Annotated in this window: 24 protein-coding genes and 1 riboswitch; of the genes, 9 read left to right on the forward strand and 15 right to left on the reverse strand. The window is 69.1% G+C overall.

All coding sequences use genetic code 11. From position 1 onward, the window contains the following. Positions 1-1,346, forward strand: a 1,346-nt coding sequence (locus IRT45_RS00005) for a M1 family metallopeptidase (protein ID WP_194803845.1), incomplete at its 5' end; no start/stop codon positions are given. Between the two features lie 48 nt (positions 1,347-1,394). Here the strand turns inward: IRT45_RS00005 and IRT45_RS00010 are convergent. Next, a complete protein-coding gene (locus IRT45_RS00010) occupies positions 1,395-2,183 on the reverse strand; it encodes a hypothetical protein (RefSeq protein ID WP_194803846.1) in 789 nt (262 codons plus the stop codon). A 276-nt stretch (positions 2,184-2,459) separates the two neighbouring features. On the opposite strand from IRT45_RS00010, the gene IRT45_RS00015 reads away from it, so the two are divergent. Continuing rightward, positions 2,460-2,978 (forward strand): hypothetical protein, encoded by a 519-nt coding sequence (locus IRT45_RS00015; RefSeq protein ID WP_194803847.1) that lies wholly within the window; start codon positions 2,460-2,462, stop codon positions 2,976-2,978. Between the two features lie 37 nt (positions 2,979-3,015). On the opposite strand, the gene IRT45_RS00020 is transcribed toward IRT45_RS00015, so the two are convergent. After that, positions 3,016-5,370, reverse strand: a complete 2,355-nt coding sequence (locus IRT45_RS00020; RefSeq protein ID WP_194803848.1) for a helicase-associated domain-containing protein — start codon at positions 5,368-5,370, stop codon at positions 3,016-3,018. Between the two features lie 41 nt (positions 5,371-5,411). Here IRT45_RS00020 and IRT45_RS00025 point away from each other — a divergent pair, with 41 nt between their 5' ends. Then, positions 5,412-5,600, forward strand: a complete 189-nt coding sequence (locus tag IRT45_RS00025) for a hypothetical protein (RefSeq protein ID WP_030513263.1) — start codon at positions 5,412-5,414, stop codon at positions 5,598-5,600. 156 nt (positions 5,601-5,756) lie between these two features. Here the strand turns inward: IRT45_RS00025 and IRT45_RS00030 are convergent, their stop codons facing one another. Next, positions 5,757-6,398 carry a resuscitation-promoting factor Rpf1 domain-containing protein gene (locus IRT45_RS00030; protein WP_063013475.1) on the reverse strand — a complete coding sequence of 214 codons (642 nt, stop codon included), beginning with the start codon at positions 6,396-6,398 and terminating at the stop codon, positions 5,757-5,759. Between the two features lie 9 nt (positions 6,399-6,407). After that, positions 6,408-6,618, reverse strand: a riboswitch (cyclic di-AMP (ydaO/yuaA leader). Positions 6,619-6,881: 263 nt separating this feature from the next. Beyond that, positions 6,882-7,115: a hypothetical protein gene (locus tag IRT45_RS00035; protein ID WP_194803849.1), complete on the reverse strand. Its 234-nt coding sequence runs from the start codon at positions 7,113-7,115 to the stop codon at positions 6,882-6,884. 206 nt (positions 7,116-7,321) lie between these two features. On the opposite strand from IRT45_RS00035, the gene IRT45_RS00040 reads away from it, so the two are divergent. Beyond that, positions 7,322-7,750, forward strand: coding sequence for a cold-shock protein (locus tag IRT45_RS00040; RefSeq protein WP_174372251.1), 429 nt, complete (start codon positions 7,322-7,324; stop codon positions 7,748-7,750). Positions 7,751-7,784: 34 nt separating this feature from the next. On the opposite strand, the gene IRT45_RS00045 is transcribed toward IRT45_RS00040, so the two are convergent. The 3 genes from IRT45_RS00045 to IRT45_RS00055 all read right to left on the reverse strand — a co-directional run bounded on the left by IRT45_RS00045 (position 7,785) and on the right by IRT45_RS00055 (position 10,960). After that, positions 7,785-8,324, reverse strand: coding sequence for a DUF2771 domain-containing protein (locus IRT45_RS00045; RefSeq protein ID WP_036497932.1), 540 nt, complete (start codon positions 8,322-8,324; stop codon positions 7,785-7,787). Beyond that, on the reverse strand, positions 8,321-10,093 hold the full coding sequence (locus IRT45_RS00050; protein WP_375540048.1) for an MFS transporter: 1,773 nt from the start codon (positions 10,091-10,093) through the stop codon (positions 8,321-8,323). The genes IRT45_RS00045 and IRT45_RS00050 overlap by 4 nt, the downstream gene beginning before the upstream one ends. An 87-nt stretch (positions 10,094-10,180) precedes the next feature. Then, positions 10,181-10,960: a glutaminyl-peptide cyclotransferase gene (locus tag IRT45_RS00055; protein WP_194803850.1), complete on the reverse strand. Its 780-nt coding sequence runs from the start codon at positions 10,958-10,960 to the stop codon at positions 10,181-10,183. Positions 10,961-10,977: 17 nt separating this feature from the next. Here IRT45_RS00055 and IRT45_RS37935 point away from each other — a divergent pair, with 17 nt between their 5' ends. Both IRT45_RS37935 and IRT45_RS00065 read left to right on the forward strand, forming a co-directional pair. Then, positions 10,978-12,720, forward strand: a complete 1,743-nt coding sequence (locus IRT45_RS37935; RefSeq protein ID WP_375540042.1) for a DUF3027 domain-containing protein — start codon at positions 10,978-10,980, stop codon at positions 12,718-12,720. A gap of 68 nt (positions 12,721-12,788) precedes the next feature. Further along, positions 12,789-15,629: a sacsin N-terminal ATP-binding-like domain-containing protein gene (locus IRT45_RS00065; protein ID WP_194804068.1), complete on the forward strand. Its 2,841-nt coding sequence runs from the start codon at positions 12,789-12,791 to the stop codon at positions 15,627-15,629. Positions 15,630-15,641: 12 nt separating this feature from the next. On the opposite strand, the gene IRT45_RS00070 is transcribed toward IRT45_RS00065, so the two are convergent. Further along, complete coding sequence (locus IRT45_RS00070) at positions 15,642-16,268, reverse strand: TetR/AcrR family transcriptional regulator (protein ID WP_039776158.1); 627 nt, start codon at positions 16,266-16,268, stop codon at positions 15,642-15,644. Positions 16,269-16,355: 87 nt separating this feature from the next. Further along, positions 16,356-16,592, reverse strand: coding sequence for a DUF2530 domain-containing protein (locus tag IRT45_RS00075; protein WP_030513273.1), 237 nt, complete (start codon positions 16,590-16,592; stop codon positions 16,356-16,358). A gap of 36 nt (positions 16,593-16,628) precedes the next feature. On the opposite strand from IRT45_RS00075, the gene IRT45_RS00080 reads away from it, so the two are divergent. Then, positions 16,629-17,093 (forward strand): MarR family winged helix-turn-helix transcriptional regulator, encoded by a 465-nt coding sequence (locus tag IRT45_RS00080; RefSeq protein WP_051024228.1) that lies wholly within the window; start codon positions 16,629-16,631, stop codon positions 17,091-17,093. A 27-nt stretch (positions 17,094-17,120) separates the two neighbouring features. Here IRT45_RS00080 and IRT45_RS00085 read toward each other — a convergent pair whose 3' ends face one another. The 5 genes from IRT45_RS00085 to pdxH all read right to left on the reverse strand — a co-directional run bounded on the left by IRT45_RS00085 (position 17,121) and on the right by pdxH (position 23,043). Further along, positions 17,121-17,510 (reverse strand): YccF domain-containing protein, encoded by a 390-nt coding sequence (locus IRT45_RS00085; RefSeq protein WP_084490958.1) that lies wholly within the window; start codon positions 17,508-17,510, stop codon positions 17,121-17,123. A 197-nt stretch (positions 17,511-17,707) separates the two neighbouring features. Further along, positions 17,708-18,910, reverse strand: coding sequence for a GNAT family N-acetyltransferase (locus IRT45_RS00090; protein ID WP_194803852.1), 1,203 nt, complete (start codon positions 18,908-18,910; stop codon positions 17,708-17,710). Between the two features lie 413 nt (positions 18,911-19,323). Then, entirely contained in the window at positions 19,324-20,679 is a 1,356-nt protein-coding gene (locus tag IRT45_RS00095) for a citrate synthase (protein ID WP_375540043.1), read from the reverse strand. Positions 20,680-20,862: 183 nt separating this feature from the next. Beyond that, a complete protein-coding gene (locus IRT45_RS00100) occupies positions 20,863-22,155 on the reverse strand; it encodes an MFS transporter (RefSeq protein ID WP_223273499.1) in 1,293 nt (430 codons plus the stop codon). 114 nt (positions 22,156-22,269) lie between these two features. Continuing rightward, on the reverse strand, positions 22,270-23,043 hold the full coding sequence (gene pdxH, locus IRT45_RS00105; RefSeq protein ID WP_194803854.1) for a pyridoxamine 5'-phosphate oxidase: 774 nt from the start codon (positions 23,041-23,043) through the stop codon (positions 22,270-22,272). A gap of 207 nt (positions 23,044-23,250) precedes the next feature. On the opposite strand from pdxH, the gene IRT45_RS00110 reads away from it, so the two are divergent. Together IRT45_RS00110 and IRT45_RS00115 are read left to right on the forward strand one after the other, a co-directional pair. Next, entirely contained in the window at positions 23,251-24,393 is a 1,143-nt protein-coding gene (locus tag IRT45_RS00110; RefSeq protein ID WP_194803855.1) for a citrate synthase 2, read from the forward strand. A gap of 80 nt (positions 24,394-24,473) precedes the next feature. Beyond that, positions 24,474-25,364 carry a polysaccharide deacetylase family protein gene (locus IRT45_RS00115; protein ID WP_309240736.1) on the forward strand — a complete coding sequence of 297 codons (891 nt, stop codon included), beginning with the start codon at positions 24,474-24,476 and terminating at the stop codon, positions 25,362-25,364. Positions 25,365-25,372: 8 nt separating this feature from the next. Here IRT45_RS00115 and IRT45_RS00120 read toward each other — a convergent pair whose 3' ends face one another. After that, positions 25,373-26,179, reverse strand: a complete 807-nt coding sequence (locus IRT45_RS00120; RefSeq protein WP_228533205.1) for a hypothetical protein — start codon at positions 26,177-26,179, stop codon at positions 25,373-25,375. Positions 26,180-26,293: the final 114 nt, after the last annotated feature.

Consider the following 26,293-nt stretch of genomic DNA (forward strand, 5'->3'; position numbering starts at 1 on the left):
TGCCGGCGCTGGCCCAGCCCGCCGCCGATCCGTTCACCGGATCGCCCGGCCTCGGCGACCCCTACTATCCCGATGACGGCAACGGTGGCTACGACGTGCAGCACTACGACGTCGCCATCGATTACGACCCGCCGAGCAGGCATCTCACCGGCACGGCGCGGATCGACGCGGTGTCGACGCAGCCGCTGCGGGCGTTCAACCTCGACTACGCCGGACCCGCTGTGTCCAAGGTGTCGGTGAACAATCTGCCGGCGGGCTTCACCACCGGCGGTGAACACGAACTGACCGTCACACCGGCGCTGCCGGTGCTGCCCGGGCTGCCGTTCACGGTGACGGTCGACTACGCGGGTAACGAATCCGACGACCCCGATTCCGGCTGGACGATCTCACCGAGCGGCGGCGCCTTCGCGGCCGGTGAACCGCATTCGGCGACCACCTGGTACCCGCTCAACGACACCCCGGTGGACAAGGCCACTTTCGATCTGCAGGTGACGATTCCGCAAGAGTGGCAAGCGGTGTCGAACGGCCTGCGGGTCAGCGATACCGTCGCCGGGGACAAGCGCACGGTGACGTGGAGTTCGAGCCATCCGTCGATCGGCTATCTCACCACGGTCGCGATCGACCACTTCGATTTCCTCGAACAGCGCCGCGCGAACGGCACTCCGCTGATCAGCGCCTTCGCGCCGGGTGCGGACAAGGGCAGGGCACTCGAGCAGCGGCTGCCGGAGGTGCTCGATTTCCTCGAATCCCTCTACGGCCCCTATCCGTTCGAGAGCGGCGGCGGTATCTACGTCGACACCGACCTGCATTTCTCGCTGGAGACCCAGACCCGGCCCATCTACGCGCCGTGGACCGATTTCAACACCGTCGTCCACGAGAACACCCATCAGTGGTGGGGCGATTCGATGTCGGTGCGGAACTGGTCGGATGTGTGCCTCAACGAATGCTTCGCCAGCTATACCGCCGATTATCTGTGGCCGGAACGGAAAGAGGGTAAGGATGTCGATGCCCTCTACCGCCGCACGATCGCCAAAACCCTCGACAAGCCCGCCTACTGGGAGATTCCGCTGCAGAATCCCGGCGCCGGAAACGAATTCACCACGGTGTATTCGCGCGGACCGTTGTTCCTGCACGCCCTGCGCCACGAACTCGGTGACGACGTGTTCTTTCCCGCGGTAGCGCAATTCGTGCGTTCTCACGCGTACGGCAACGCCTCCATGCCGGAATTCCGCAGCTTCATCCAAACGAAGACCGCGACGGATCTCAGCGGATTCTTCACCGCCTGGCTCGACACCACCACCCCGCCGCCGGACGAGTACCTGTACCCGGGTTCGCTGCGCGGCTGATCCGCTGATGTCGCCGAAGATGCTCGGCGGCAATCGCTTTCGCGATTATTAGTCCAGCTCGTCCACGCGCTGCTGCGCCTGCTCCAGTTCGGTATCGGCTCGTCGCAAGGCCGCTTCGGCGGAGGTCAGCCCGGCGGCGGCGAATCGGCGGGATTCCTCGGCCTGCGCGAGTTCGTCGCGCAACGCGGTGATCCGCTCGTCCAGCGCGGCCACGTCGGAGCGCTGCCGTTCGAGGTCGGCAGCCGTCGAATCCCGTTCCACCCGAGCGGCTTCCAGCGCTTCCCGGGCGGCGGCCAGCTCCTCGGCGCCGGTGTCGGCCGGTGCCTCGGTCCGCTCATCGGGAACGGCGGCCAAGGCGGGCCCGGCCGGGCCGAAACCGGCGTAGTCGACCGCGGCGGTCAGTACGCCGGCACGGACCTGGTCGGTCACCTCCGGATCCGCCAGTGCCGCATTGAGGGTCTGCGCGACCTCGCGCAACACCGGCTCGGTGAGCTTCTTCCCCGCGTCCGAGACGAGGCGAGCGGCCTTGTCCGTCAACGCGTTCACCGCTGTGCGGCGTTGGTCGGCGAGGGTGCGCATCCGGTCGGCGGACAGGGTGCGCTGCGCCTCGCGCAACGCCTCGCCGAGATCCAGCAGTGCCCCCAATTCCTGGGTTGCCTTGTGCGCCAGCAGATTCACCGCCCACGCCGCGACGGTCGGACGTCGCAGCCGCGATATCGCCGTGGCCAGCTGTTTATCGCCGTTCGCGCGCGCGGTGCGGACCGCTTCGTCGCGAGCGGCCACGAATTCGGCGGGGTCGAGGGCGTAGAGCTCTGCGGTTGTCTGCTCGAGCTTCATGCTGCAGAGCGTAACGATTCGGGCGAGGATATCGACTACAGATCGCGCGTGCGCGGCTGCACTCGCAGTTATTCGAAAGGTGTATCGGATCGTGAATTATTTCGGGCTCCTGCTACTCAACCACCTGCTGCCCAGCATCGTGGACTATTCGCTGATGGGTATGTACGGCCTGCACTCGCTGCACATGTGAGGCAGGACCCGCCCGGCAGGGCGGGCGGGTATCCTCCCCACCACGTTCGCCATAGGTGAGCGGCTCGGCGAGAAAGGTTTTCGTAGGTGAAGTTCGCAGGACCGAGACCGGTCAAGGGTCTCGTGCTGGCGCTCATGGCGGTCGCCGCCCTGACTGTGACCGGCTGTTCGATGTTTTCCGATGCGGCAAAATCCGATACCGCCCGCGCGAAGGTCGGTGACTGCATCAATGTGCTGGAGGGATCGCCCGCAGATTCCAAGACCGAGCCGGTGGACTGCTCCTCGGCCAAGGCCGTCTACACGGTGAAATCTACCTCCGACAAGAAGCAGGACTGCGGGACCGAATTCTCCTCCTACGAGGAGACCTTCAACGGCGGTACCACCGCGTTCCTGTGCCTGGCGCCCAATCTCAAGCAGGGCAGCTGCTATCACGAGGACAAGACGACCGGATACTCCTATGCCGAGTGCGACTCGGCGGAGGCGACGGTCAAGGTTGTGAAGCGGGTCGACGGCCAGAACGACGAATTCCTGTGCGACGCGAATTCGACCTTCCTGACGCTCTCGGAGCCCAAGACCACGTTCTGTCTGGCCAACCCCAAGAGTTGAGCCCACTGTCGGAGTCGGGCCCGCTGTCAGCCGCGGGTCACGACTCGACCAGGGCCACCGAAGCGATCCGGTGCAAGGTGAAGTGCCGGATCGCGCCGGTGTCCGGATCGGTCGCATCCAGCTGACCGCCGGCCACCCGCACCGGTTCCACGATGCGCTGGGTGGCCACGCCCTGGGCGTCCACATAACCGATGTGCACCGGGCGGCGCACCCGCACCGCCAGTTGCAGCAGCGCCAGCGTGGCCGCGGTACTCGTGCGGGTGCCGTCGCTGCGGACGCGCTGCCCGGACCGGCTGCGGGCGGCCTTCTCCCCGGCGCGTAGTTCGCCCACCAGCAGCCGCAGCTGTTCGGCACTGGGCGGGGTGGGCCGCCAGGCGTGGCGTTCGTTCGGCCGGGTGGGCAGCCGCGCCCCGCGCGGGCGCAGATCCACGATCGCCCCCGACGAATCCTCGCCGGCCGGGCTGAAACCCGCCGCACGCAGCCGCTCCAGCACTTCGCCCAGCGGCGCCTGTGAGATCGCCACCGTCGGCGCGACGGCGCGCAGCGCCAGCTCTGCTGCCACCGGTGCGGCCAGTACCTCGGCCAGCAGCGCCGGATCCTCACTGCGCACGAACGATTGCGCCATCCCGGCACGCAAGCGTCCGTGCCGGCGTGCCACATCGTCGATCAGGTACGTCAGCGATTGCGGGACCGGGGTGCGCGAATGGGCAGTGAACAGCTGATGCAGTTCGGCGGCGGTCATGCCGGCGTCGAGCGCCCGGCGCACCGATCCTTCGCCGATGCGGTAGACGGTGGCCGCGCCCGCGGATTCGATATCGGCGACCAGGGCGATGCGCTCACGCAGTTCCGGCACGAGCGGACCCGGGGCGACCACGGTCAGATCGGCCTGGACGAGCACATGATCGACCGGCTCGGGCAGCGCCGCGTCCATCTCGGCCTCGGCGTCGGCGACGGTACCGTGCAGCAGCGCCCGGCCCGCGGAGGTCAGCGCGCCGCGGCCGACGACGCCCAGCGCCGCCGCCTCCGACAGCGTGCGCTCGACCGCCTCGATCCGGAAATGTCTGCGCCGCCGCGGCATTCGCCAACTGAGCACGCGCGCCACATCGGCGGCCGTGATCCCCGTACCCGGGGGAAACTCCGCGGTCACCGCCAGAATCGCGCGCCGATCGGGGACCGCGTGTGCCGTGCGCAGCTCCGCCGAGAGGGCGGCCAGCGGTTTGTCGTTCACATCGCGCAGGCCGATCATCCAGGGGAATCGGTCCAACTCCAGCCAGGCGTGGGCGAGTACCGTCCATCGGCGCGCCGCCGGACCCTCCAGCCAGCCGTCCGAGGCGATCGTGGGCGCCCAGTAGTCCTCACCGGCGTCGTTGTCCGGTGGAGGTTCGGGAATTCCCTTGTCCAGCAGCCGGGCTGCCGCCAGCACCTCTACGAGCAGCCCGACCCGGGCCTCGTCGAGTCCGGTCTGTTTGGCGATGCGCCGCAGTTCCCGCACACCCAGGCCGCCCGCGCGCAGCACCGGAGCCGGCAACTGGGAGAGAACCTCCAGGATGTCGCCGGCGTGGCGCAGCAACTCGCCGACCTCACCGGCGGCCGCGGCGTTGACATCGGCGGCGGAGTGCTCGCGGGTCTGCGGCTGCGGGGGTGTGAGCACATGGGGATCGGTGACCGGCTCGCGCCGCAGCACCTGGCCGACGGCCGGCGGGAGTTCGACCGTCTCGTCGTCGATCCAGATCAGGAGTCGGCGGGCCAGCAGCCGTTGGATGGGCCGCTCCGGATCGGTGCCGGGCGCGGCGTCACGGGTGCGGCCACGGGGACCGGTGGTCGCCAGCTTGTCGAGCAGAGCACGTTCCGCGCCGCCGATCTCGCGCAGCGCCGCCTCGATCTCGGGTTCGGTCAGTGCGTCGGGGAGTTCCGTGGTGGCGCCCATCTGCCACGGCAGGGCCTCGGGCGCGGCGGCAACGACGAACAGATCGTCGGCGCCCCACACCAGCGCGCGCTCGATCAGGCGCGCGAGCGCGGTGTCGACGGTCGCGGCGGATACCCGATCGGCGAGCAGTTCGTGCAGGCGCCCGCGGGGCAGCGGTCGCTCTTGGCGACCGCCGCCGAATGCGTTGTGCGCGGCGAGGGTTTCGATGACGGCGAACTCGAGTGTGTTCAGATCGTCGGCGGCGCGCAGCACCGACGCCCGCTGTTCCGCGCGGGCGGCCAGTACGGTCATCGAACCGGGCAACGGCACGGCGAGATCGGGGCGCAAACCCAGTAGCCGGACGAGATCGTCGTCGCTGCGGGAGCTCAGCCAGTCGGTGAGTGTGCCGAGCTCGGCGGGTCCGGCGTCGGCCCCGGAATGCGTCCCGGCGCCGTCGTCGGAGGCTCGGGCATCGGTCGTGGTCATCCAATCCAGACTACGGCGAGCGAACATGCCAGAATGAGGCCGTGGTGAACAAATCGAAGAAACCCTACGTCGACAACGGCTGGCCCCAGGTGGACCACGGTGACCACGCGGTCACCGAATTGTCGTCGACCCGTTCCGGTGGCCTGTCGCCCTACGGCGAGGACACCGAGTTTCCGGTGCCGGCTGACACCCTGCCCTACGTGCATCCGCACACGGTGGTCAACCGCTGACGCGAACACGAAGAAGGCCCGCATTCCGGTAGGAGTGCGGGCCTTCTTCGTATCCGGGGTCTCGTCGCGCACGCGGAGTTCGCCGCCTCGGTACGCAGAGAAGGCCCGCATCGCGAGATGCGGGCCTTCTCTGCAGGGGGAAACTATCTGAGTGGTCTAGTTGGGCAGCAGGCCCTTGTTCGCCTCGTAGAAGTTCACGATCGACGGATCCAGCTTGGCGCCACTGGCTTTGAAGGCGTTGTAGGCGTCGAGCGCCGGCTGCGGCAGCTGCACACCCTGCGCCTGTGCGACGGTGACGGCCTTGTCGACGGCGGAGAACACCTGCTGGTTGCCGTCGGCCGGGGCCTGGGTCGAGGCCTCGCTCTCGGGGGCAACCGGCTGCCAGCGCGGGGTCTGGGCAGGAGAGGCGGGCACGTCGCGCTGGGTCGCGCTGCCGTGCAGGCCGAGGCTGGAGGAGCAGGAAGGCCACGCGCCCCAACCCTGGGTCGCGAGCACCTTCTCGGCGACCGCGATCTGCTGGTCGCGGCTGGCCTGGTTGGCCGAAGGAGCGTACTGCGTGCCGCCGTGCGCGGCCCACGTCGACTGCGAGAACTGCAAACCGCCCTGGTAACCGTTGCCGGTGTTGATGCCCCAGTTACCACCGGATTCACACTGTGCGAGGCGGTCCCACTCCGAATCGGGAGCCGCGGCGGCGTGTCCAGCGAGAGCCACACCCGCGCCACCCATGATCGCGGTGGAAACAGCGACCTTGGCGACGGTGCGACCGGTGTTGGTCTGCTTGCGATGGCGTCCACTCATATCGGGTCGTCTTCCTCTCGTACGCGCCTGCGAGGTGAGCTGTCGGGTTCGGACTGAGAGGCCGTCCGGTCCCGGCTCGCCGGGACTTCACCCCAAGGGAGCGGTCGTTGCCGGCCGTTCCCGCTTCCCTGCGGAGGCTTCGAAACCCGGTTGAGCTCCGAAAACCTCTGTGGGAACGTGGGTTCCCCGCCCTCGCCCCTGGTTCCGTCGGGGTCCGTACCCGCGGGGCGAGGCTCGGTGCGGCGGGCCGGTGGTGCCGGGATGTCCCGGCTGCGATAGACGGTACGACGATCCGGCTGAAAAATCACTATTTGGTAACCGGTGTGTATGGCCGGTCGTACTGTGCCGCAAGCTCTTCCGAATCCACGTCTGTGCAGGTGAGTGCGGCGTGTCACGTTCGAGTGCGGGTCGTGACCGCGGCGTTATCGCGTCGTTATGTGACGAAGGTCACACGTGTAACCGCCCGGCGTGTTGGGGATACGGTCAGCGAGCGCGCCGGCCCGACCAGAGCGCGAACGCGATCGCGAGCAGCAGGCCGAGCGGAGTCGCCGCCATCGCCACCAGATACAGCCACAGCGGCGGATCCTCGTCGGTCAGGATCGGCGTGAGGAAAATGGCGACGATCGCGAGCACGCCGACCGCGAACAGGCCCACGGCCACCCGCAACAGCACGTCGCTGGAGCCCCGGGGTGTGCGGGGCGAGGAGGAGTCAGGCATGGGTGCACCGTAAAACGGATGTGCTTGCCTTATCCCCACCGGGGTAGACTCGAACCAATCGCGTCCTGCATAGCTGTGTGGGGCGCGTTCTTTTCGCACAGAGATAGGTTCCGGCGTTCTGCCGGGACCTACGTCCGTGTCCGGGGTCGTTCGACGTCCCGCGGGATTCGGACGGACCGGACAACGATGACGAACGGGTGAGCGCAGTGCCGACCGGCAAGGTGAAGTGGTACGACGTCGACAAGGGCTTCGGCTTCCTTTCCCAGGATGAGGGCGAGGACGTCTACGTTCGGTCGTCCGCCTTGCCCAAGGGTGTCGACGCGCTCAAGCCCGGCCAGCGCGTGGAGTTCGGGATGGCCGCCGGTCGCCGCGGCCCGCAGGCGCTGAGCCTGAAGCTGCTGGACCCGCTGCCCTCCGTGCGCAACGCGCAGGGGCGCAACGACCGCGTCCGCAAGGAGGCTCCGGCCCATCCGCGTAAGGCGCCCGACGACCTGCACGGAATGATCGAGGACATGATCACTCTGCTGGAGGCGACGGTGCAGCCGGAGCTCCGCAAGGGCAAGTACCCCGATCGCAAGACCGCGCAGCGGATCGCCGAAGTGGTGCGCGGGGTGGCCCGCGAACTCGATCACTGAGTTCGCGAGCACCGCATTCGCGAGCGGACCGTGGTCACGCGGCCTTGATCGACCACGCCTGATACGGCGAGAAGGCTTCGTTGCCGGCCTCGTCGCGCACGAGCAGCAGCAACTGCACCTCGACGCCGATCAGGCGCAGGTTCGGTTCGGGATGGCTGTCCACCGTCACGGCCAGGGTGCCCTGCGGGTAGTCCCGGTACGACGCCAGGTGCTGCACGGTCTTACCCGGATTGTCGATCTGCTGGTACTCCAGCACCATCACCCAGGGCGCGTCGGCGATGTGCCGCGGTAGCGACAGCTGCACCGGATAGCCCAGCGGCGGATTCAGTTCCGCGGTGATCTCGGTGCGCTTGCAGTCGGGGGAGACGCGGCCGTGCGGATCCGGTTCGCCGATCGTGCAGTACAGATAGGGCGGAACCGTCACGGTTCTGCCGTGCGCGTAGGCGGTGACCGTGGGATCGGCCTCGTGCGCGTTGTGCACCGCCACCGCCACGATGCCGGCGACGGCCGCGGCGACGACCAGAACTGCCGCCAGGGCCAGCGCGAGGATCGTGCGGGTGCTGGGCTTGGTCACTGTGGCTGTTTTCCTGTCGCTAGGGGGACTTCCTGCTTGACGTGCTGCGGACGGTTACCGCCCAAACCGGGGAGCAGCGAATGCCCACGGTAGCTCACGAAGGTTTGCGCCAAACCGAGCGCCAGGACCGCGGTGACCACCGCGAAACCCTCCCAGTACACGGTCGGCAGCAGCACGCCGCCGGCGCCGCCGACCACCCAGGACAACTGCAGCACCGTTTCCGAGCGCCCGAATCCGGAGGCGATCGATTCCGGCGGCAGATCGTCCTGGATCGAGGCGTCCAGCGAGACCTTGGCCAGTGCGCTGGCACAGGCCGCCACCAGCGCGGCGACCGCGGCGCCGATCAGATTGTCGAGCAACATCGCGACGACGGCGACGGCGGTGCACGCCGCGGTGCACTCCACGACGATCAGCGACGGCCGGCCCAGTTTCAGCCGGGCGCCGGTCGCGTTGCCGGCGAAGTTGCCGATCGCCGCGGCCGCGCCGACCAGTCCGAGCATCGCGGCCTGCTGCACCGGGCGGTGTTCGGTCGATTTGGCGACGAAGGCCACATAGAAGGTGAGGAAGCCGGTCAGCACCCGGATCGCGCTGTTGCCCCACAGTCCGGTGACCACCGACCGGCCCAGCGGCTGCCGGCGCCGGCTCGGTTTCACCGTCGATTTCTCGCCGCGGTCCAGCACTTCGGTGCCACCGTCGCGGCTGTGGTAGCCCAGGGTCGCCGGCACCTCGCCCTCGGTGACCTCGACCCAGGACGGAATGCGCAGGCTCAGATAGGCCCCGGCCGCCGCGATCAGCGCCGCGAACATCAGCGCACCGACGGACCCGGCCACCGCGGCGACCGCGCCGGCCACCGCGCCCGCACCGAGCGTCCCGCCGACCAGGCCGAATACGGTGAGCCGGGAATTGGTGCGGACCAGGTCGATCCCGGGCGGCAGCACCCGTGGCGTCACCGCGCTCTTGAGGACCGCGAACGATTTACTCGAGATCATCATGCACAGCGCCAGCGGGTACAGCGCCCAGCTGTCGAAATTGAAGATCAGCAGGATCGCGAAGACCACCCGGATCGCGAACGAGGCCGACAGCGCGAGTCTGCGCCCGCGTTGCAGCCGGTCCAGCAGCGGGCCGATCAGTGGCGCGATCACCGCGAACGGCGCGATCGTGATCAGCAGATACAGCGCCACCTTGGTCTTGGATTCGGCGGTGGCACTGGCGAAGAACAGCGTATTGGCCAGTGCCACCGCGATCGCGGCGTCGAGGGCGAAGTTGGCCATGGTCGCGTAAACGAGTGCGGTGAGCCCGGATTCGCCCGCGCCGTCGGCCCGTGCCGCGCGCTGGAAGGTGTGGAAACCCTTCTCGGTGAGGTCCCTGGTGCGCATCGCCATCACCCGCGTCACCGTCATCTTGCGAGGGACGCGTTGGCGTTCGGCGATTTTCGCGTCCTTGGGCCGGGGACGCTCGGCCGCGCTCGGCGCCTCGGAGCTCCGGGCCTCGGAGCGCGGGGGCTCGGACGCGTCGCCGGAACGGTCGTCGCCGTGCGATCCGCGCGGGGGGAGTGCCCGCGGCGGTTCGCCCGACGCCATGCGCCGGGTCACGAATTCGGGCACGTCCGGTTCACCGTTGCGGCGCGGCAGCGGAGGCAGCGGCGCGGACGACGGGGCGTTCGGCGGCGGGTACCGGTCGTAGCCGGGATGCCGCCGGGTAGCGGGATACTCCTCGCCGTCCCACGGACCGGGTTCGGTGCCGGAGGGTTCGCGGGAGGCAGTCACGATTCGATTCTCTCGCACTCGGACGGCGCGTGGACATCGGCCGGGCTGTGATCCGATGCGTGTCGGCCGCCGTCGTGGCGACCGTCGCGCTCACATCGGGACGAATCGGACCTCGAACATGGTGGGCCAGTACTTTCCGGTGATCAGGAAGCGGTCGGTGCCGGGGATCTGGGCGATACCGTTGAGGACGTCGGCTCCCGTGCGCTCGGTGGGGCGCAGCAGGCCGCCGGCCTCGATCTCGGCCAGTACCGCGCCGCTGACGGGATCGATGTGCAGGATCTGATCGGTCGGCCACACATTGGCGTAGATCGAACCGTCTGCGGCGCAATCGAGTTCGTTGAGCCGGGCGTCGTGATGGCTGGTGAGCCGGATCGTGCCGGTCGTCGCGAAGGTGGCGGGGTCGCGGAAGGTGAGGGTGTCGCTGCCGTCGCTCATCACCACGCGGTCGCCGCGGGTGCACAGACCCCAGCCTTCCCCGTCGTAGTGGACGCGGCGGCGTTCGGCGAGCGTGCGCGGATCGCGGGCGAAGGCGGTCTCGTCCTTCCAGGTGAGTTGCCAGACGGTGTCCCCGGCGCGGGTGACGCCCTCGCCGAAGTAGTCGCCGGAGAGTGTCGCGGCGGCGATCGGCGCGCCGGTGGCGAGATCGGTGGCCCGCACTCCGGAGTCGCCTTCCATCCCGGTGCTCTCGTAGAGAACCGTGCCGTCGACCTCGAGTCCCTCGGTGAACGCGGCGCGGTCGTGCGGGCGGGTGGCGACCACCTCGACCCGCAGGCGCGCAGTGTTGTCGTCGCGCTCACAGGCCGTGGCGGACAGCATTGTGGACGCCGCGATCAGCACTGCTGCGGCCGCCGCACGGCGTTGGCATTTCATACGGCAAAATGTAGGACGTGAGCGCAGTGTCTGTTTCGGAGTCCGGCGTGCGACCGATCCTGGCGGAGGCGGTCGACCTGGCTCGCCGTGCGCTCCTGGAGTTGCAGCCCACGGGTGTGGGCGAACATCTGGGCGTCACCGGCGAGAACGAGTGTGCGGCCACCCATCACTTCGCCGCGACCCTGCCGGGGTACCGCGGCTGGCAATGGGAGGTCGTGGTCGCGGCCGCGCCCGATGCCGAGTACGCGACGGTCAGCGAGTCCGCCCTGCTGCCCGGGCCCGACGCTCTGGTGGCGCCGGACTTCGTGCCGTGGGATCAGCGCATCCGCCCCGGCGATCTGGCCCCCGGCGATCTGCTCGCCCCGCGCGTCGACGATCCGCGCCTGGTGCCCGGATATCTGGAGACCGGCGACCCGGTGGTCGACGAGGTGTGTGAGGAGATCGGCCTCGGCCGCCGTCAGGTCCTCAGCCGCGAGGGCCGCGTGGAGGCCGCCGAGCGCTGGTACTCCGAATTCGGTCCCGACACCGAGATGGCGCGTTCGGCCCCCGGAACGTGCGGAGTCTGCGGCTTCTTCGTGCCCCTCGCCGGCGCCCTGCGCGCCGCCTTCGGCGTCTGCGCCAACGCGATGGGCGCCGACGGCCGGGTGGTCCACGTCGAATACGGCTGCGGCGCGCACTCCGACACCGAAATGCCCACCGGTGCCGGCTCCCCGCTCTACGAGGCCTACGACGATGCCGCGATCGAGGTCGTGCCCGCCGAGGAATTGACCGCGCGGGACGGATCCGCGGAGGCGGAACAGTCCTCCGCCGCCGCGAGATCGGATGCACAGGACTCCGCAGGAGACGCTGCCGATTCGGCAGCAGTGATTGCCATCGACGCCGGAGAACCTTCGAGCGCCGATCCGGAGACGGAAAAGGGTGGACCCGCGGGCACCGACACGCCCGCAGCGTCGACCGCGGCCGGCGGAGGCGCTGCCGAGACCGAAACGCCGTCGAGCCCGGCGGGCGACGCCCACGGTGTCGGCGACACCGGAACGGCCGCCGACGCACCGACCGACACCGGCGCGGCCGCGCCCGAGCATCCCGGCACCGATCCCGCGCCGAAAGACGTTGCCGCCGAAGGTGTTCGGAGCGGTGTCGAATCGCCGTCGACCACCGTGGACGACGTCTCCGCGACCGCCGACCCTGCCGCACTCGACGCCGATCGCGCTCCCGCGACCCACACCGTCGGCGAGCCTGCCGAAACGGCTCCGGCTGCCGGCGCGGCAGCTGTGCGCGAGCCGGCCGATTCGGCTGCTGCTTCGCCCGAAACCGCCTCGGACTTTTCTTCGGCCGTCGAGGCGCAGGAATCGGGCACCGCCGCCACCGTCGCCGATGCTGAAGGGAAGACCGGCAGCGGAGGCACGGTGTCGGCATCGAACACCGAGACCGGCGCTCGAGCTGTCCAGGCAGACGAGGTTGCCGCCGCGACCGCCGCGTCTGGTGAACCCGACGCCGATCACGCTCGTGCGTCGGACACCGTTCCCGCTGGCGGTACGGCTGAGGTAGCGCCCGCAGCCGACGACGCTCCAGCCGAGGTGACGGCCCTGAGCACTGCCGCTGACACGCCCAATACTGCCGCTGACGCGGTCACCGGTGAAACGGCTCCGGCTGCCGAGTCCGGCGCGGCCGGCGCCGAACCGGTTCGCTACAGCGATGCCTGGGCGGTGTCCGCGGTGCGGGTGCAGCCGGGTGAGGCCGGGGCGGCGGAGGAGAACTGACGAGCGCGAGCGGGGGAGCCGTAAGGGTGACGGAGGATCCGTTCGGCACCGCGGACTTGCGTGCGGGAGTGCTGACCGCATGGCGGAATTCGCCGACTCGCCTGCGCGAGGATGCCGCCACCGAGGCTGATCTGGTCCGGGCCGGGTATCGCGATCGGTTGCTCACCGAGCTGGCGCAGAACGCCGCCGACGCCGCTGTCAAAGCCGGAGTGTCCGGCCGGGTCTCGGTGTGGCTGCGGGGCCGGGCTCTGCATATCGCCAATACGGGCGCCCCACTGGATCTTTCCGGCGTGCACGCGCTGACGGCGTTGCGGGCGTCGGGCAAGACGGGCACGGCGGTCGGCCGGTTCGGTGTCGGGTTCACGGCGGTGCTCTCCGCCGGTGACGAGGTGGAATTTCGTTCCAGCACGGGATCTCTACGATTCTCCCGTGCGCAGACTCTGACCGAACTGCGCGACAACGGTATCGACATCCCCGTCGGCGCGGACGGCCCCGCCGTCCCCGTGCTGCGCTTGGCCTGGTCGGTGGCGGTCGCCCCGGAGCCCGGTTACGACAGCGAGATCGTGGTCTGGCTCCGCGAGGACGTCGACGTCGCGGACCTGCTCGCGGCCATGCGGGCCGAGGCGGTGGATCTGCTGCTGGAACTGCCGGGACTGCATACGATCCGGATCGGGGACGACGAATCCTGGCGCGCGGTGGAGGAGGCGGGTAACGGCCTGCAGCAGATCTGCATCACCGCGCCCTCCGGCGAGGACTTCCGGTGGTGGCAGTACACCACCGAGCGGGCGCGCTGGCTGCTTCCGATGCGTGACGGCCGGGCCGTCGCGGCGCCCGCCGATGTGCTGCGCGCGCCGACCCGCACCGACGAGGAACTGTCCCTGCCCGCCCTGGTGATCGCCGATATCGCCCTGCAACCGGATCGGCGCCGGCTGATGCCCGGCGCCCGCGTGGGCGAATTGGCCGAGGGCTATGCGGATTTCGCCCGCGCCCTGCCGCCGGAGGATCGGCTGGTGCTGGTTCCGGCGCCCGGTTTCGCCCGCAGCGAGGCCGACGGTCTGCTGCGCGAGGCGCTGGTGAACGAGTTGCGCGTACATCCCTGGCTTCCGGTGCTGGCCGATCTCGACAGCGACTCCGCCGACAGCGCGTCCGCCGATTTCGACGCCGCGATCACGCCGCCGGGTGTCGGCGACGCGATGCGTACCGGCGCGGCGCCGCTGTCTGCCGACGTCGCTCGGCTGTCGAGCGCAGCCGGGCCGCGGCGCGCCGACGCGGCTCCGAATCGCGCGAGCGTATTCCTCGGCGTCACAACGGAACTGGCCGGTCTGCTGGCGGGTCTGCTCGGCCCGCTGGTGATCCCGGAGCTGTCCGGTCGCGCCTGCGCCGAACTGCTGGGCGTGCTGGACGTGCATCGCATCGGCCTGGCTCGTGTGGCCGAGCTGACCGGAAGTGTGCAGCGCCCGCCGCAGTGGTGGTATTCGCTCTACGACGCGCTGGAACCGTTCGTGACCGATCCGCTCGCGGCCGAGGAACTGGGTGCGCTGGCCGTGCCGCTCTCCGACGGCCGGCTGGTCACCGGCCCACGCACGGTGGTGCTCGACGATCAGCTCGAGGAAGCGGTGGCGGTGCCGTGGGCGCGGCTGGTCCATCCGGAGGCCGCGCACGAGCTGCTCGGCCGGCTCGGCGCGCAGCAGGCGGGGGTCGAGGATCTGCTGACCGATACCACGCTGCGCGCCGAACTGGACTATCGGTCCGACGACGAGGACCTGCGCGAGGCGGTGCTCGGCCTGGCCGCCCACCTGCCGCCGGACACCACGCTACCGACCTGGCTCGGCGCGCTCGAATTGCCCGACGCCACCGGCGAATTGCGTCCGGCCGACGAACTTCTGCTCCCGGATGCGCCGCTGGCCGAGGTGCTGATCGCCGATTCCCCGTTCGGCACGCTCGACACCGCTGTCGCGCAGCACCATCCGGCCGCGGCGTTGCGTGCGATCGGCGTCGGCTGGGGATTCACCGTCGTCACCGAGACCGATCCCACCGGTCCCGACCACGACCTCGACGACGAGGACCGCTGGTGGCAGGGGCTGCCCGAGGATCCGCCGGAGTTCGCGGCGGTGCGGGATCTGGATCTGGTCGCCGACGATGCGTGGCCGCGGGCACTGCGGCTGCTGCTGTCCGAACCGGCTACCCGCGGCCTGCTCGCCGACCGCGACGGCTACACCGCGTGGTGGCTGCGCCGGCACGCACGGGTCGACGGCCGTCCGCTCGGCGTGTATCGGGCCGGATCGGATCCGGTGTTCGCCGATCTGCTGCCCCAGTTGCCGGGTTTGTCCGCGGCCGATCTGGCGGCCCTCGACGCGGTGCTCGCCGACCCGGCGAACATCACCGCGGACCTGGCCGCGGCCCTGCTCGAGGCCCTGGCCGATCCGGCGAAAAGGCCCACCCCCGAAGCGGTTTCGCAGACCCACCGCCGGCTCGCCGCGGCCGTGCCGCAGCTGGATCTCGACGAGATCGGCGTGCCGGAACGGGTGCGTGCGTTGTCGGGGGCGGTGATCGATCCCGATCGGGCGCTGGTCCTGGACCGCCCCTGGTTCGGCCTGGCGCTGCCGCCGGATCGCCTGGTCGCCGGCGATATCGAGCATGCGGGCGAGCTGGCCACGCTGCTCGATGTGGCCGCTGCCTCGGAGGCGGTCCATGCCGAGGTGCTCGGCGCCGGAAAACGCACGACCTGGGCGGACGAGCCGCTGGGTGTGTTGTTGCGACTCCAGTTCGGATTGCCGCCTCTAGCGGGTGAGCTGGTCCTGCACGATCGGCTGGAGGTCCGGCTCACCGGCGCCTACGAGGCCACCGTGGCCGTGCCGTGGTGGCGTTCGGGCGACACCACCCACGTGCAGCGGCAGCCGAGTTCGTGATACGCGACGCGGCTATTTCGCGTAGGTGGTGATCATTTCCGCCAGCACGTCGAGCTGAGTGCGGACCGCCGCGCTGTCGTCGTCGACGAGCCAGCGCAAAACGATTCCGTCGATGACATTCAGGGTGAATCGGCTCAACGTCTGAACCGGAATTCGCCATTCGGTTCCGGTGGCCACGCGCCCGTGCTCGAGGACGTCGGCGACCGTGGCGTCGTTGAACAGATACTGTTCGCGCGCGATCGCGAGTTTCGCTGGGGTCTGCTCACTTTCACGCAACGCGTAGGTGGTGGTTTCGTAGGTGAGCAGTTGTCGTTGCGGTGTGGATTCGATGTTCAGCCAGAGCAGTTCCAGGCTGGCGCGCACCAAATTTTGAAGGGATTCTTTTCCACTTCCGACTCCCTGCCAGACCGTTTCATTGGTCTCGACGGAATCGCGCAATTCCATCGACAATGCTTTGACCAGCTCGGTCATCAGCGCATCTTTGTTTTCGAAACAGTAATGCACCACGCCGAGCGATACCCCGGCCGCCTGCGCGACATCGCGCGTAGTTACCCCGGCGACGCCCTTTTTCTCCGCGAGGCCGATGGCGGCCTCGATGAGGTGGGCTCGTCGTTCTTCGACGCTCAATCGGGAGGACACGGAAGCGAGTTAAGCCGCCAGGACGCGATGAGTCAATTCGCACACTGTAAAGTCGGCGCGCTCGGGCGTGGCGCGTGCCGGCCGGTGTCACAGCCCTTTCTGCGCGCCTTTGTCACCTCTACGGGCGCCGCGGCGCTGAATCACGAAAATGCTGTAGCCGAGCAGTCCCACGCCGAGCCCCATCAGACAGATCGGCCGCGCGTCGGCCCAGCTGTCGTTGCACCAGACCACGACCGTGGCCACCAGCCACACCAGCGAGCCGACCGCCAGCACGGGACGTGGATCGGTCAGCCGCGGCGGGATCTCGGGCACCTCGGGGGTCACGAAGTCAACGATAGCGGCGGGAACGGCGAACCACATATGTGGTGTCACGTATCGTTTGCCTCTGTGACAACGCCTTCCGATATCCGCGCGCTCGCCGGTGAACTGTCCCTGGCGGTCGTGCGGCTGACGCGCCATCTGCGCGGCCGTCGCGCCGACGCGCAGATCTCGCTCACCCAACTGTCGGCTCTGGCGACCCTGGCCAGGGACGGGGCGATGACTCCCGGTGTGCTCGCCGCCAAGGAGCGGGTGCAGCCTCCCTCGATGACGCGAGTGATCGCCTCGCTCTCGGAACTGCAGCTGGTCAAGCGCGATCCGCATCCCACCGACGGCCGCCAGGTCATCGTGTCGCTGTCGGACGCCGGCAAGGCGCTGATCCAGGACGAGAACAACGCCCGCGAGGCCTGGATGTTCGATCAGCTGTCCGGTCTGACCCCCGATCAGCTACGGGTGCTCGACGACGCGGTCTCGATCATGAAGCAGCTGGTCGCCGACTCGGAGTAGGGTCCGTCCGGCGTCCTGAGGTGGGCGTCAGGCCACGAAAGCGTGGTCGCTGGAGACGATTTCACGCCCCAGCGGCATCAGCGAGACCGGGATGAGTTTCAGGTTGGCCCAGCCGAACGGAATCCCGATGATCGAGACGAACAGCGGAATACTGGTGACCAGGTGTCCGATCGCCAGCCAGAATCCCGCGAAGATCACCCAGATGATGTTGCCGATCAGCGAGGGAGCCCCCGCTCCCGGCTTGGCCACCACCTCCCGGCCGAACGGCCACAGCACATAGGCGCCGATCCGGAACGACGCGATCCCGAACGGGATGGTGATGATCAGGATGCAGCAGAGGATTCCGGCCAGGAAATAACCCACCGCCAGCCAGAACCCGGCGAAAATCAACCAGAGCACATTCAGTACGAACCGGATGATGGTCACGTACCCAGCATGCCAGGGCGGTGCCGCTCTCACCAGACGTGACCGGAGTGCATGTGAACGAGCCCGGCGCCGCCGCGAGCCGTTCATGCGACGCCGGACCGTGCGCCGTCCGCCGGCCCGGTGCTTTCCGACGCCGCGGCGCCCGCATCAGCCGGGGAGCATCGAGATCCTCGCCGCCGGGCGCCCGCTCAGAAGAACCAGCCGAGGACAGGTTCGCGCTCGGCCCGGAACGCGCGGTCCACATCTGCGACGATCCGGGGGCTCTTCGCGCGCAGCCGGTTCGCGCCGGCGAAGGTGCGGGCGGAGTAGGCGCCGAGGTACAGGCTGCCGAGGACATCGATGCCGAGCTCGAGGTCGGGGGCACGCGTCGTGGGTTCGCATTCGGCTCTCCCGTCGCGCACGCGCAGGGCGAAGGTGCCTCCGGCATGGCGGAACGGATCGTCCACGGCGACAACGACCTCCAGATCCGTCTCGTAGTCCCGGGCGGACAGGGCGGCGGGAACGTCCATCGCCCGTGCCCACAGCCCGTCGTGCCGGCTGACGGTGCGGACCAGACGGGAGTCGGTGAGCAGGTGGGGCAGCGGGTCGTCGTCGGCGATGGTCGCGGTGACGGTGTCCACCAGGTCCAGCCCCAGCAGCGCCCGCCACAGGGCCGCATGCGCCTCGGCGGTGACCGCGCGCAGTTCCACCACCTCGGCGGTGAGCTTGCGCGGTTCCGGGTTGTCGTAGCGGTAGAGCGCGTATCCGTCGGGATGGGTGAGGGCGTACAGGGCGGCCTGGCCCCCGCTGCCGACCAGCTGGATCAACCACGCCGAATGCGGGCGGGCCTGGGCGCCGGGGACCAGTCGCCGCCAGCGGTCGTAGATGCCGGGCGCCACGGCGATCGCGTCGTCGAGCGAGCTCAGGATCACGCCGCCGGGATCCGGCGCGTTGGGCAGGAACTCGGCGAATCGCCGGTCGATGGTGATGCGGTTCTCCACCACACACGCCCCGTAGCCGAACCGTCCGTAGATGGTGGCCCGGCTGGCGGTGAAGATGGTCAGCGGCAGCCCCGCGGCCTCGGTGCGCTCGTGCAGTTCGGTGTACATCGCGCGCAGGATCCCGCGACGGCGATGGGTCGGCGCCACCGCGACACCGGCCACGCCGCAGACCTCGACGGGATGCGGACCGGGCACCGTGAGCGTCATCGTGGTGTCCCGGGTATGCCCGACGATCCGGTCGCCGTCCACGGCCACGAGCGCGCGCTCGATCGGGAACAGTTTCAACCGCTGCGCGGTGACGACCGGGTCCTCGCGGGGCGAAGCGCCGAAAGCGTTCGACAACAGCAACCCGATACCGGGAATGTCCTCCTCGGTCGCGGGCCTGAGCGTGACCTCTGATGCGATCGCCATACCTCGACCATCGCACGGCGCCCCGATCCGGCGCACCAGGATTTTCATGAGGGTGCCATGCGTGAATACAAAGAAAACACCCCCGAGACCGTGCACCCTGATGGGTTTAGGCCCAGGGGGCCGAAACCCCGCCGAAGCGAAGGCCGAAAATACTGCCGAAAATACAGATCCGGGCCTGCCGTCCCCTCCGAGGCAGGCCCGGATCCGGCGTCCCGGTATAGGTTCCGGGTCGCGACAATGATGGTGCCGGGGCGCCCCAGTGAGCCGCTTAACGTGCGCTTGTAGTCGTGCGCGAATCCCTTTGCGGCGCAGGGTCCACCGATGTGGAACAGCGAAACGCCCTGCGCGACAACAACCCTCGACATGCACGAAGCCCGCCTTCCGAATGGAAGGCGGGCTTCGTGGCAGGTGATTCAGCGACCGGCGATATCGCCGTAGTCGCGCGCACCGTAGCCGGTGTAGATCTGGCGCGGGCGGCCGATCTTCAAGGGCTCGCTGTGCATTTCGCGCCAGTGCGCGATCCAGCCGGGAAGCCGGCCCATCGCGAACAGCACGGTGAACATGCGGGTCGGGAAGCCCATGGCCCGGTAGATGACGCCGGTGTAGAAGTCGACGTTCGGGTACAGGCGGCGATCGACGAAGTAGCTGTCGGTCAGGGCGGCCTCTTCCAGCGCCTTGGCGATGTCCAGCAGCGGGTCCTGCACGCCCAGCTTGCCGAGGATCTGGTCGGCGGTCTTCTTGACGATCGTCGCGCGCGGGTCGTAGTTGCGGTAGACGCGGTGCCCGAAGCCCATGAGCTTCACGCCGTCTTCCTTGTTCTTGACCTTGCGGATGAAGTCCTTGACCGCGGCGTCGACGGTGCCGCCGTTGATGTTCGCCTTGATGCCGTCCAGCATCTCCAGCACGGCCTGGTTGGCGCCGCCGTGCAGCGGGCCCCACAGCGCGTTGATGCCGCCGGATACCGAGGTGAACAGGTTGGCGTCCGAGGAGCCGACCAAGCGCACCGTCGAGGTGGAGCAGTTCTGCTCGTGGTCGGCGTGCAGGATGAGCAGCATGTCCAGCGCGGCGGCGACCTCGGGGTCGACCTCGTAGGGTTCGGCCGGGAAGCCGAAGGTCATGCGCAGGAAGTTCTCCACCAGGCTCAGCGAGTTGTCCGGGTAGAGGAACGGCTGGCCGACCGACTTCTTGTAGGAGTAGGCCGCGATGGTGGGCAGCTTGGCCAGCAGGCGGATGGTGGACAGCTCGACCTGCTCGGGGTCGCGCGGGTCCAGCGAGTCCTGGTAGTAGGCCGAGAGCGCGTTGACCGCCGAGGACAGCACCGGCATCGGGTGCGCGTTGCGCGGGAAGCCGTCGAAGAAGCGCTTGAGGTCCTCGTGCAGCAGCGTGTGACGCCGGATCCGGTCGGTGAAGTCTTCCAGCTGTGCCTGGGTCGGCAGCTCGCCGTAGATGAGCAGGTAGCTGACCTCGATGAAGTTCGAGCTCGCGGCCAGCTGCTCGATCGGGTAGCCGCGGTAGCGCAGGATGCCGGCCTCACCGTCGATGTAGGTGATCGCCGACTTGGTGGGCGCGGTGTTGGTGAAGCCCGGGTCGTAGGTGACGTACCCGGTGCTGGCCAGCAGCTTGCCCAGATCGATTCCGTCGTTGCCTTCGACGGCCTGGGCGACTGTCATGGCGTATTCGCCGCCAGGGTAGGAAAGTACCGGCTTGGCGTCGCCTGCGCCGTTGGCGTCCGAAGGCGTTTGCGCGACTTTGATGTTCTCAGCGGGCACGGAAGGATCCCTCTCAGGCTAGAACCGTAGGCGTCGGGCGCGGTCGGCGTCCGGCGCACTTGTCTCAACGCTAGCCGCTCACCGGTAGCGCCGATCCGTGAGGGTCGTCATCTGCTACCTCACGGTCACATGTGTGCGATGTGAGCTCGCGGGCCCCACTGTGCTAGTGGCCCGCGCGAGTGCTCACGAGTGCTGATCGGCCGGAATCTCGGCGTGGACGCGGGGAACGCGGTAGCGGACGAAGGCGGGGAAGACGGCCGCGGCGATCAGCACGCCGATCACCACCAGGACCCCACCACCGGCCGCCGCCACCGCAGTACCCATGGCGGCCGCGGTGAAACCGTGGGCAACATCACCGATGCGGGGTCCACCGGCGACGACCACGGTGAACACACCCTGCAGCCGCCCGCGCATCTCGTCGGTCGCCACCTCCTGCAACATGCTGGTACGCAGCGCCGCGGAGAACATGTCGACCGCGCCACCGAAGGCCAAGCAGGCCAAGGCGATCCACAGTCCGACCCCGACGCTCAGCTGATGGCCGGTGGCGCCGACGGCGAGTCCGAAGCCGATCATCGCCACACCCCACAGCGCGATGCACACGACCACGGCCATGCCCTGGCGCCGCACGTGGCCGAGCCATCCGGAGAACACGCCGCCGGCGACCGCACCCGCCGACATCGCGGCGAAGAGCAGGCCCAATGCCACACCGCCGGTCACCGGATCGCCGAAGGTGTCGTGCGCCATCTGTGGGAACAGCGCCCGCGGCATGCCGAACACCATCGCGATGATGTCGACGGCGAAGGAGGCCAGCAGGATGGGCTGGGTGGACAGATAGCTGAAACCCTCGACGACCGTGCTCAATCCGGCCTTGCGGGCCACTCCGGTCGGCGGGACGGCGGGCAGCCGCCACACCGCCCACAGTGTGGCCAGCAGGGCGATGGAGTCGAGCAGATACAACATCGACAGTCCGGTCACCGGAATCAGCGCGCCCGCGAGTACGGGCCCGGCGATGGCGCCGAACTGCATGACGGTCATGTTCAGCGAGTTGGCGGCCGGGAGCAGATCACCCGGCAGCAGTCGCGGAATGATGGCCGCGCGGGTCGGTTGATTCATCGCGAAGAACGCCTGTTGCACCGCGAAGAGTCCGAGCACCAGCCAGACGTTGTTCACCCCGGCCGCGGCCTGCAGCCAGAACGCCACCGAGGTGAGTCCGGTGCCGGTGCTGGTGATCAGCAACAGGGTGCGCCGGTCCATGACATCGGCGACCGCGCCGCCCCACAGGCCGAAGACGATCAGCGGCACCAGGCCGAAGATCCCGGCCAGGCCGACATATCCGGAGCTGCCGGTGATTTGGTAGATCTGCTGCGGAACCGCGACCACCGAGAGCTGAGCTCCGATGACGGTGACGATATTGGTGACCCACAGCCGCCGGAAATCGATATCGCGCAACGGTGCGACATCGGCGAGCACCTTCACCACGGCCGGGCTTTCACCACGGCGCGGCGTCTTCGAGAAATCATCCCATGAATATAGCCGGTGCCGGCCGATCCGCGACTCGGGCATATCGCCCGTCGCGGCGGGGATTCCGGGTCAGGGTTGCAGCCGTTCGATGCGGGCGGAGCCGATCGCGGCCGGTCCGTCCGGCAGCGTCATCCGGATACGGTTGTGCAGCCGGCTGCGCCGGCCCTGCCAGAATTCGATCTGTTCCGGACGCAGGATGTAGCCGCCCCAATTGGCCGGGACCGGAATCTGTTCCACGCCGTCGAAACGGGACGTGACGTCGGCCAATGCCCGATCCAGATCCTCCCGCGAGGCCACCGTGCGCGATTGGTGCGAGGCCCACGCGCCCAGTTGCGAATTGCGCGGGCGTGAGCGCCAGTACGCCGTGGTCACCTCCGTGGAGACCTGGTCCACCGGGCCGCGCAGCGTCACCTGCCGGCCCACCTTGGGCCAGGCGAAGGTGGCCGACGCATACGGCACCGCGTGGAGTTGATCACCCTTCGCGGAGTCGTAATTCGTGTAGAAAGTCACACCCTCCGCGGATACCCCCTTGCACAGGACCGTGCGTGAGGCGGGGCGCGGGCCGGCGTCGGTGAGCTCGACCGTGGCCAGCACCATCGCGTTGGGTTCGGTGATACCGGCGTTGGTGGCGAGCTCGATCCAGTTGCGCAGCAACGGTTCCCAGCCGTCGGCCGGCCAGCTCTCGGTCAGGTCCGGATCGCCGCCGTATTCGGCCCGCATCGCGGCGATGTCGACATCGACGCGGGGTACGGCCCCGAAGCGGTCCGGCAAAGTCGATGAATTCGCGGTCGGAAGACCCGATTCGCCCCCCGCTGAGCCCGGTGAATTCTGCTCCTCGCGCATGGTCCAAACGTTACTCCCCAGTACTGGGGGGATAAGGTTGCAGGTGATCGGCCGGAGTGGCATACGGCCGCACAGCACCACCCCGGCCGAGCCGGGACAGCACCACCCCGGCCGAGCCGGGACAGCAACACCCCGGCCGAGCCGGGACAGCAACACCGCGTGGCCGCCCACAGATCGTGCGGCCCGATTTGCAAGGAGAGTCACAACATGACTACCAGCGCTGCGGCTCCTACTGGTCCGGCCGTACCCCCCGATTTCGTCAGTGGCCTGGAAGGCGTGGTGGCGTTCACCACCGATATCGCCGAGCCCGACAAGGACGGCGGCGCGCTGCGCTACCGCGGTGTCGACATCGAGGACCTGGTCGGTAACCACGTCACCTTCGGTGACGTCTGGGCACTGCTGGTCGACGGCCGCTTCGGGCAGGGACTGCCGCCCGCCGAGCCGTTCCCGCTGCCGGTGCACACCGGCGACGTGCGCGTCGACGTGCAGGCCGGTCTGGCGATGCTCGCCCCGATCTGGGGCTACCAGCCGCTGCTGGACATCGACGACGCCACCGCCCGCGAGAACCTCGCGCGCGCGTCGGTGATGGCCCTGTCCTATGTCGCGCAGTCCGCCCGCGGCATCTACCAGCCGGCCGTGCCGCAGAAGGACATCGACGAGGCGAGCACGATCACCGAGCGCTTCATGCGGCGGTGGAAGGGCGATCCGGATCCGCGGCACGTCGAGGCCATCGACGCCTACTGGGTGTCGGCCGCCGAACACGGTATGAACGCCTCCACCTTCACCGCGCGCGTGATCGCCTCGACCGGCGCCGATGTGGCCGCCAGCCTCTCCGGCGCGATCGGCGCCATGTCCGGCCCGCTGCACGGCGGCGCCCCCGCGCGAGTGCTGCCGATGATCGAAGAGGTCGAAAAGACCGGCGACGCACGCGGTCTGGTGAAGGGCATCCTCGATCGCAAGGAGAAGCTGATGGGCTTCGGCCACCGGGTCTACCGGGCCGAGGACCCGCGCGCCCGGGTGCTGCGCGCCACCGCGAAGCGGCTGGACGCCCCGCGCTACGAGGTCGCCGCCGCGCTCGAGCAGGCCGCGCTGACCGAACTGCGCGAACGTCGCCCCGACCGCGCCATCGAGACCAACGTCGAGTTCTGGGCCGCTGTGATCCTGGACTTCGCCGAGGTGCCGGCGCACATGATGCCGGCCATGTTCACCTGTGGCCGCACCGCGGGCTGGTGTGCGCACATCCTCGAGCAGAAGCAGCTGGGCAAGCTGGTGCGCCCGGCCGCGATCTACACCGGACCGGCGCCGCGCACCGCGGAATCCGTGCCGGGTTGGGACACCGTCGTCCGATAGCTGCGGGCCCATCACCGTTCGAGCGCCTCCGCGATTTCTGCGGAGGCGCTCGTCGCTTCTCTGCCGTAGCATCTGCTCGCGTGGGTGGTGCAGAACTGTCGCGACGTCGGCTTCTGGCAGCGGGCGCGGCGGTCGCCGCGGGTTTCGCCGCAGCGGGATGCGCTACGGCCGAAGGGAATTCGTCGGTCAAGACGATCATCTCCACCGCGCCGCCCGCACCGGTGCGCCCCTCGGTTCCGTCGGCGGCGAGTCCGGCGACGGCGGCGCTGTCCGCCCAGCCCGATCCGGTGGCCGTGGCCGCGCGCTATGCCGGCCGGCAGCCCACCGGATGGGGGATGGACCTGCCCGGCATCATCACCTCGATCCCGGCGCAGGGTAAGCAGATGGCGCTGACCTTCGACGCCTGCGGCGGCCCGGACAACGACGAGATCAACACCGAGCTGATGAATTACCTCGTCGCCCACGACATTCCGGCGACGCTGTTTCTCAACAAGCGCTGGATCGACGCCGACCCGGGCCGGGCCGAGCAGTTGGCCGCCAACCCGTTGTTCGAACTCGCCAACCACGGCACCCGGCACTGTCCGCTCTCGGTCACCGGCCACACCGCCTACGGCATCGCCGGCACCGCGTCCCCGCAGCAGGCGATCGACGAGGTGTGGGGCAATCACGAGCGGCTCACCCGGCTGCTCGGGCATCCGCCGCGATTCTTCCGCGCGGGCACCGCGCACTACGACGAGGTGGCGGTCGCGATCGTGCGGGATCTGGGGGAGACACCGGTCGGTTTCAGCATCAACGGTGATGCCGGCGCGACCTTCTCGGCCGCGCAGGTGCGCACCGCGATGTCGGCGGCGCAGCCCGGCGCGATCTCGATCGCCCATATGCACCGCCCGAAATCCGGTACCGCCGAGGGGATGTCGGTGGTCCTGCCGGTATTGCGTTCGCGCGGTTTCGAATTCGTCAAACTGCCCTGATTCGCGCCTCAGAGTTCGGCCGAGGCCTCCCAGTCCACGGCCACCGACTCGCCGCGGTCGACGGCGAAGAACGCGACCTCGAGATGCCGGCCCAGATCGACCAGTTCGATCGCCGGTAGCGGCACCGGCTGCACGATTCGCACTCGCCACGGCTGCGGTTCGTCCCAGGCGCGCAGTTCCAGATCCAGCCGCAGCACCGGATCGTCGCGGCCCGAATAGTCGGCGGCGATCGGCGTGGCGGCCAGCACGGTCGCGTCGGCGCGGCGGCCCGCGGACAGGATCTTCGCAATGCTGACCCGCGTCGCCTCCGTGACGCCGGGCACGTACAGCACCAGCCGCTCCCGATCGCCCGGATCGACGCGGCAGCCGACCACATCACCCGGTTGCATGGACTCCCGGTCGGCGTCGCTCACTCGTTGCCGCACCCGCGTCTCGTACGGCGGCGCGCCGTCGACCTGGATCCGGACCCAGAAGCGATAGCCCGCATCGATCCGGCCCGCGGCCTGCGCCCGTTTCCGCGTGCCGTCGACGGGAACGGTCGCGAAGGTGGAGGTCCGGCAGGGCCGCACGCCGAGGATCGTGGCTGTCCCGGGCAGGCCGCGCAACAGGAGTTCGTGGCGCGCCCCATCCGAGAGCATGCCCGTACGCAGCATGTTTCCGACTCCCTCGAGCCGCTTGGCCAGGCGCGCGCGAAGGCCGGGCCCACCGCTGCCGGACCGGGTCGATCCGTCCGCCTCGTCCTGGGGAACCGCGGTGGGCCCGGATGCGGCGGAGATGTCCGCGGTGTCCGGTCGCTCCCGCCCTGCCATGCTCATTGCCCAACGGTAACGGGCGGCCGTGCGCCGACACGGTGTTACGGACATCTGCGCGGTTTCGGCGAGCCCGTCGCATCGGTGTGCGCAACCTCGACCCACCCACGCGCGAGACCC

This window comes from Nocardia sp. BSTN01, from assembly GCF_015354405.1.
Lineage (GTDB): Bacteria > Actinomycetota > Actinomycetes > Mycobacteriales > Mycobacteriaceae > Nocardia.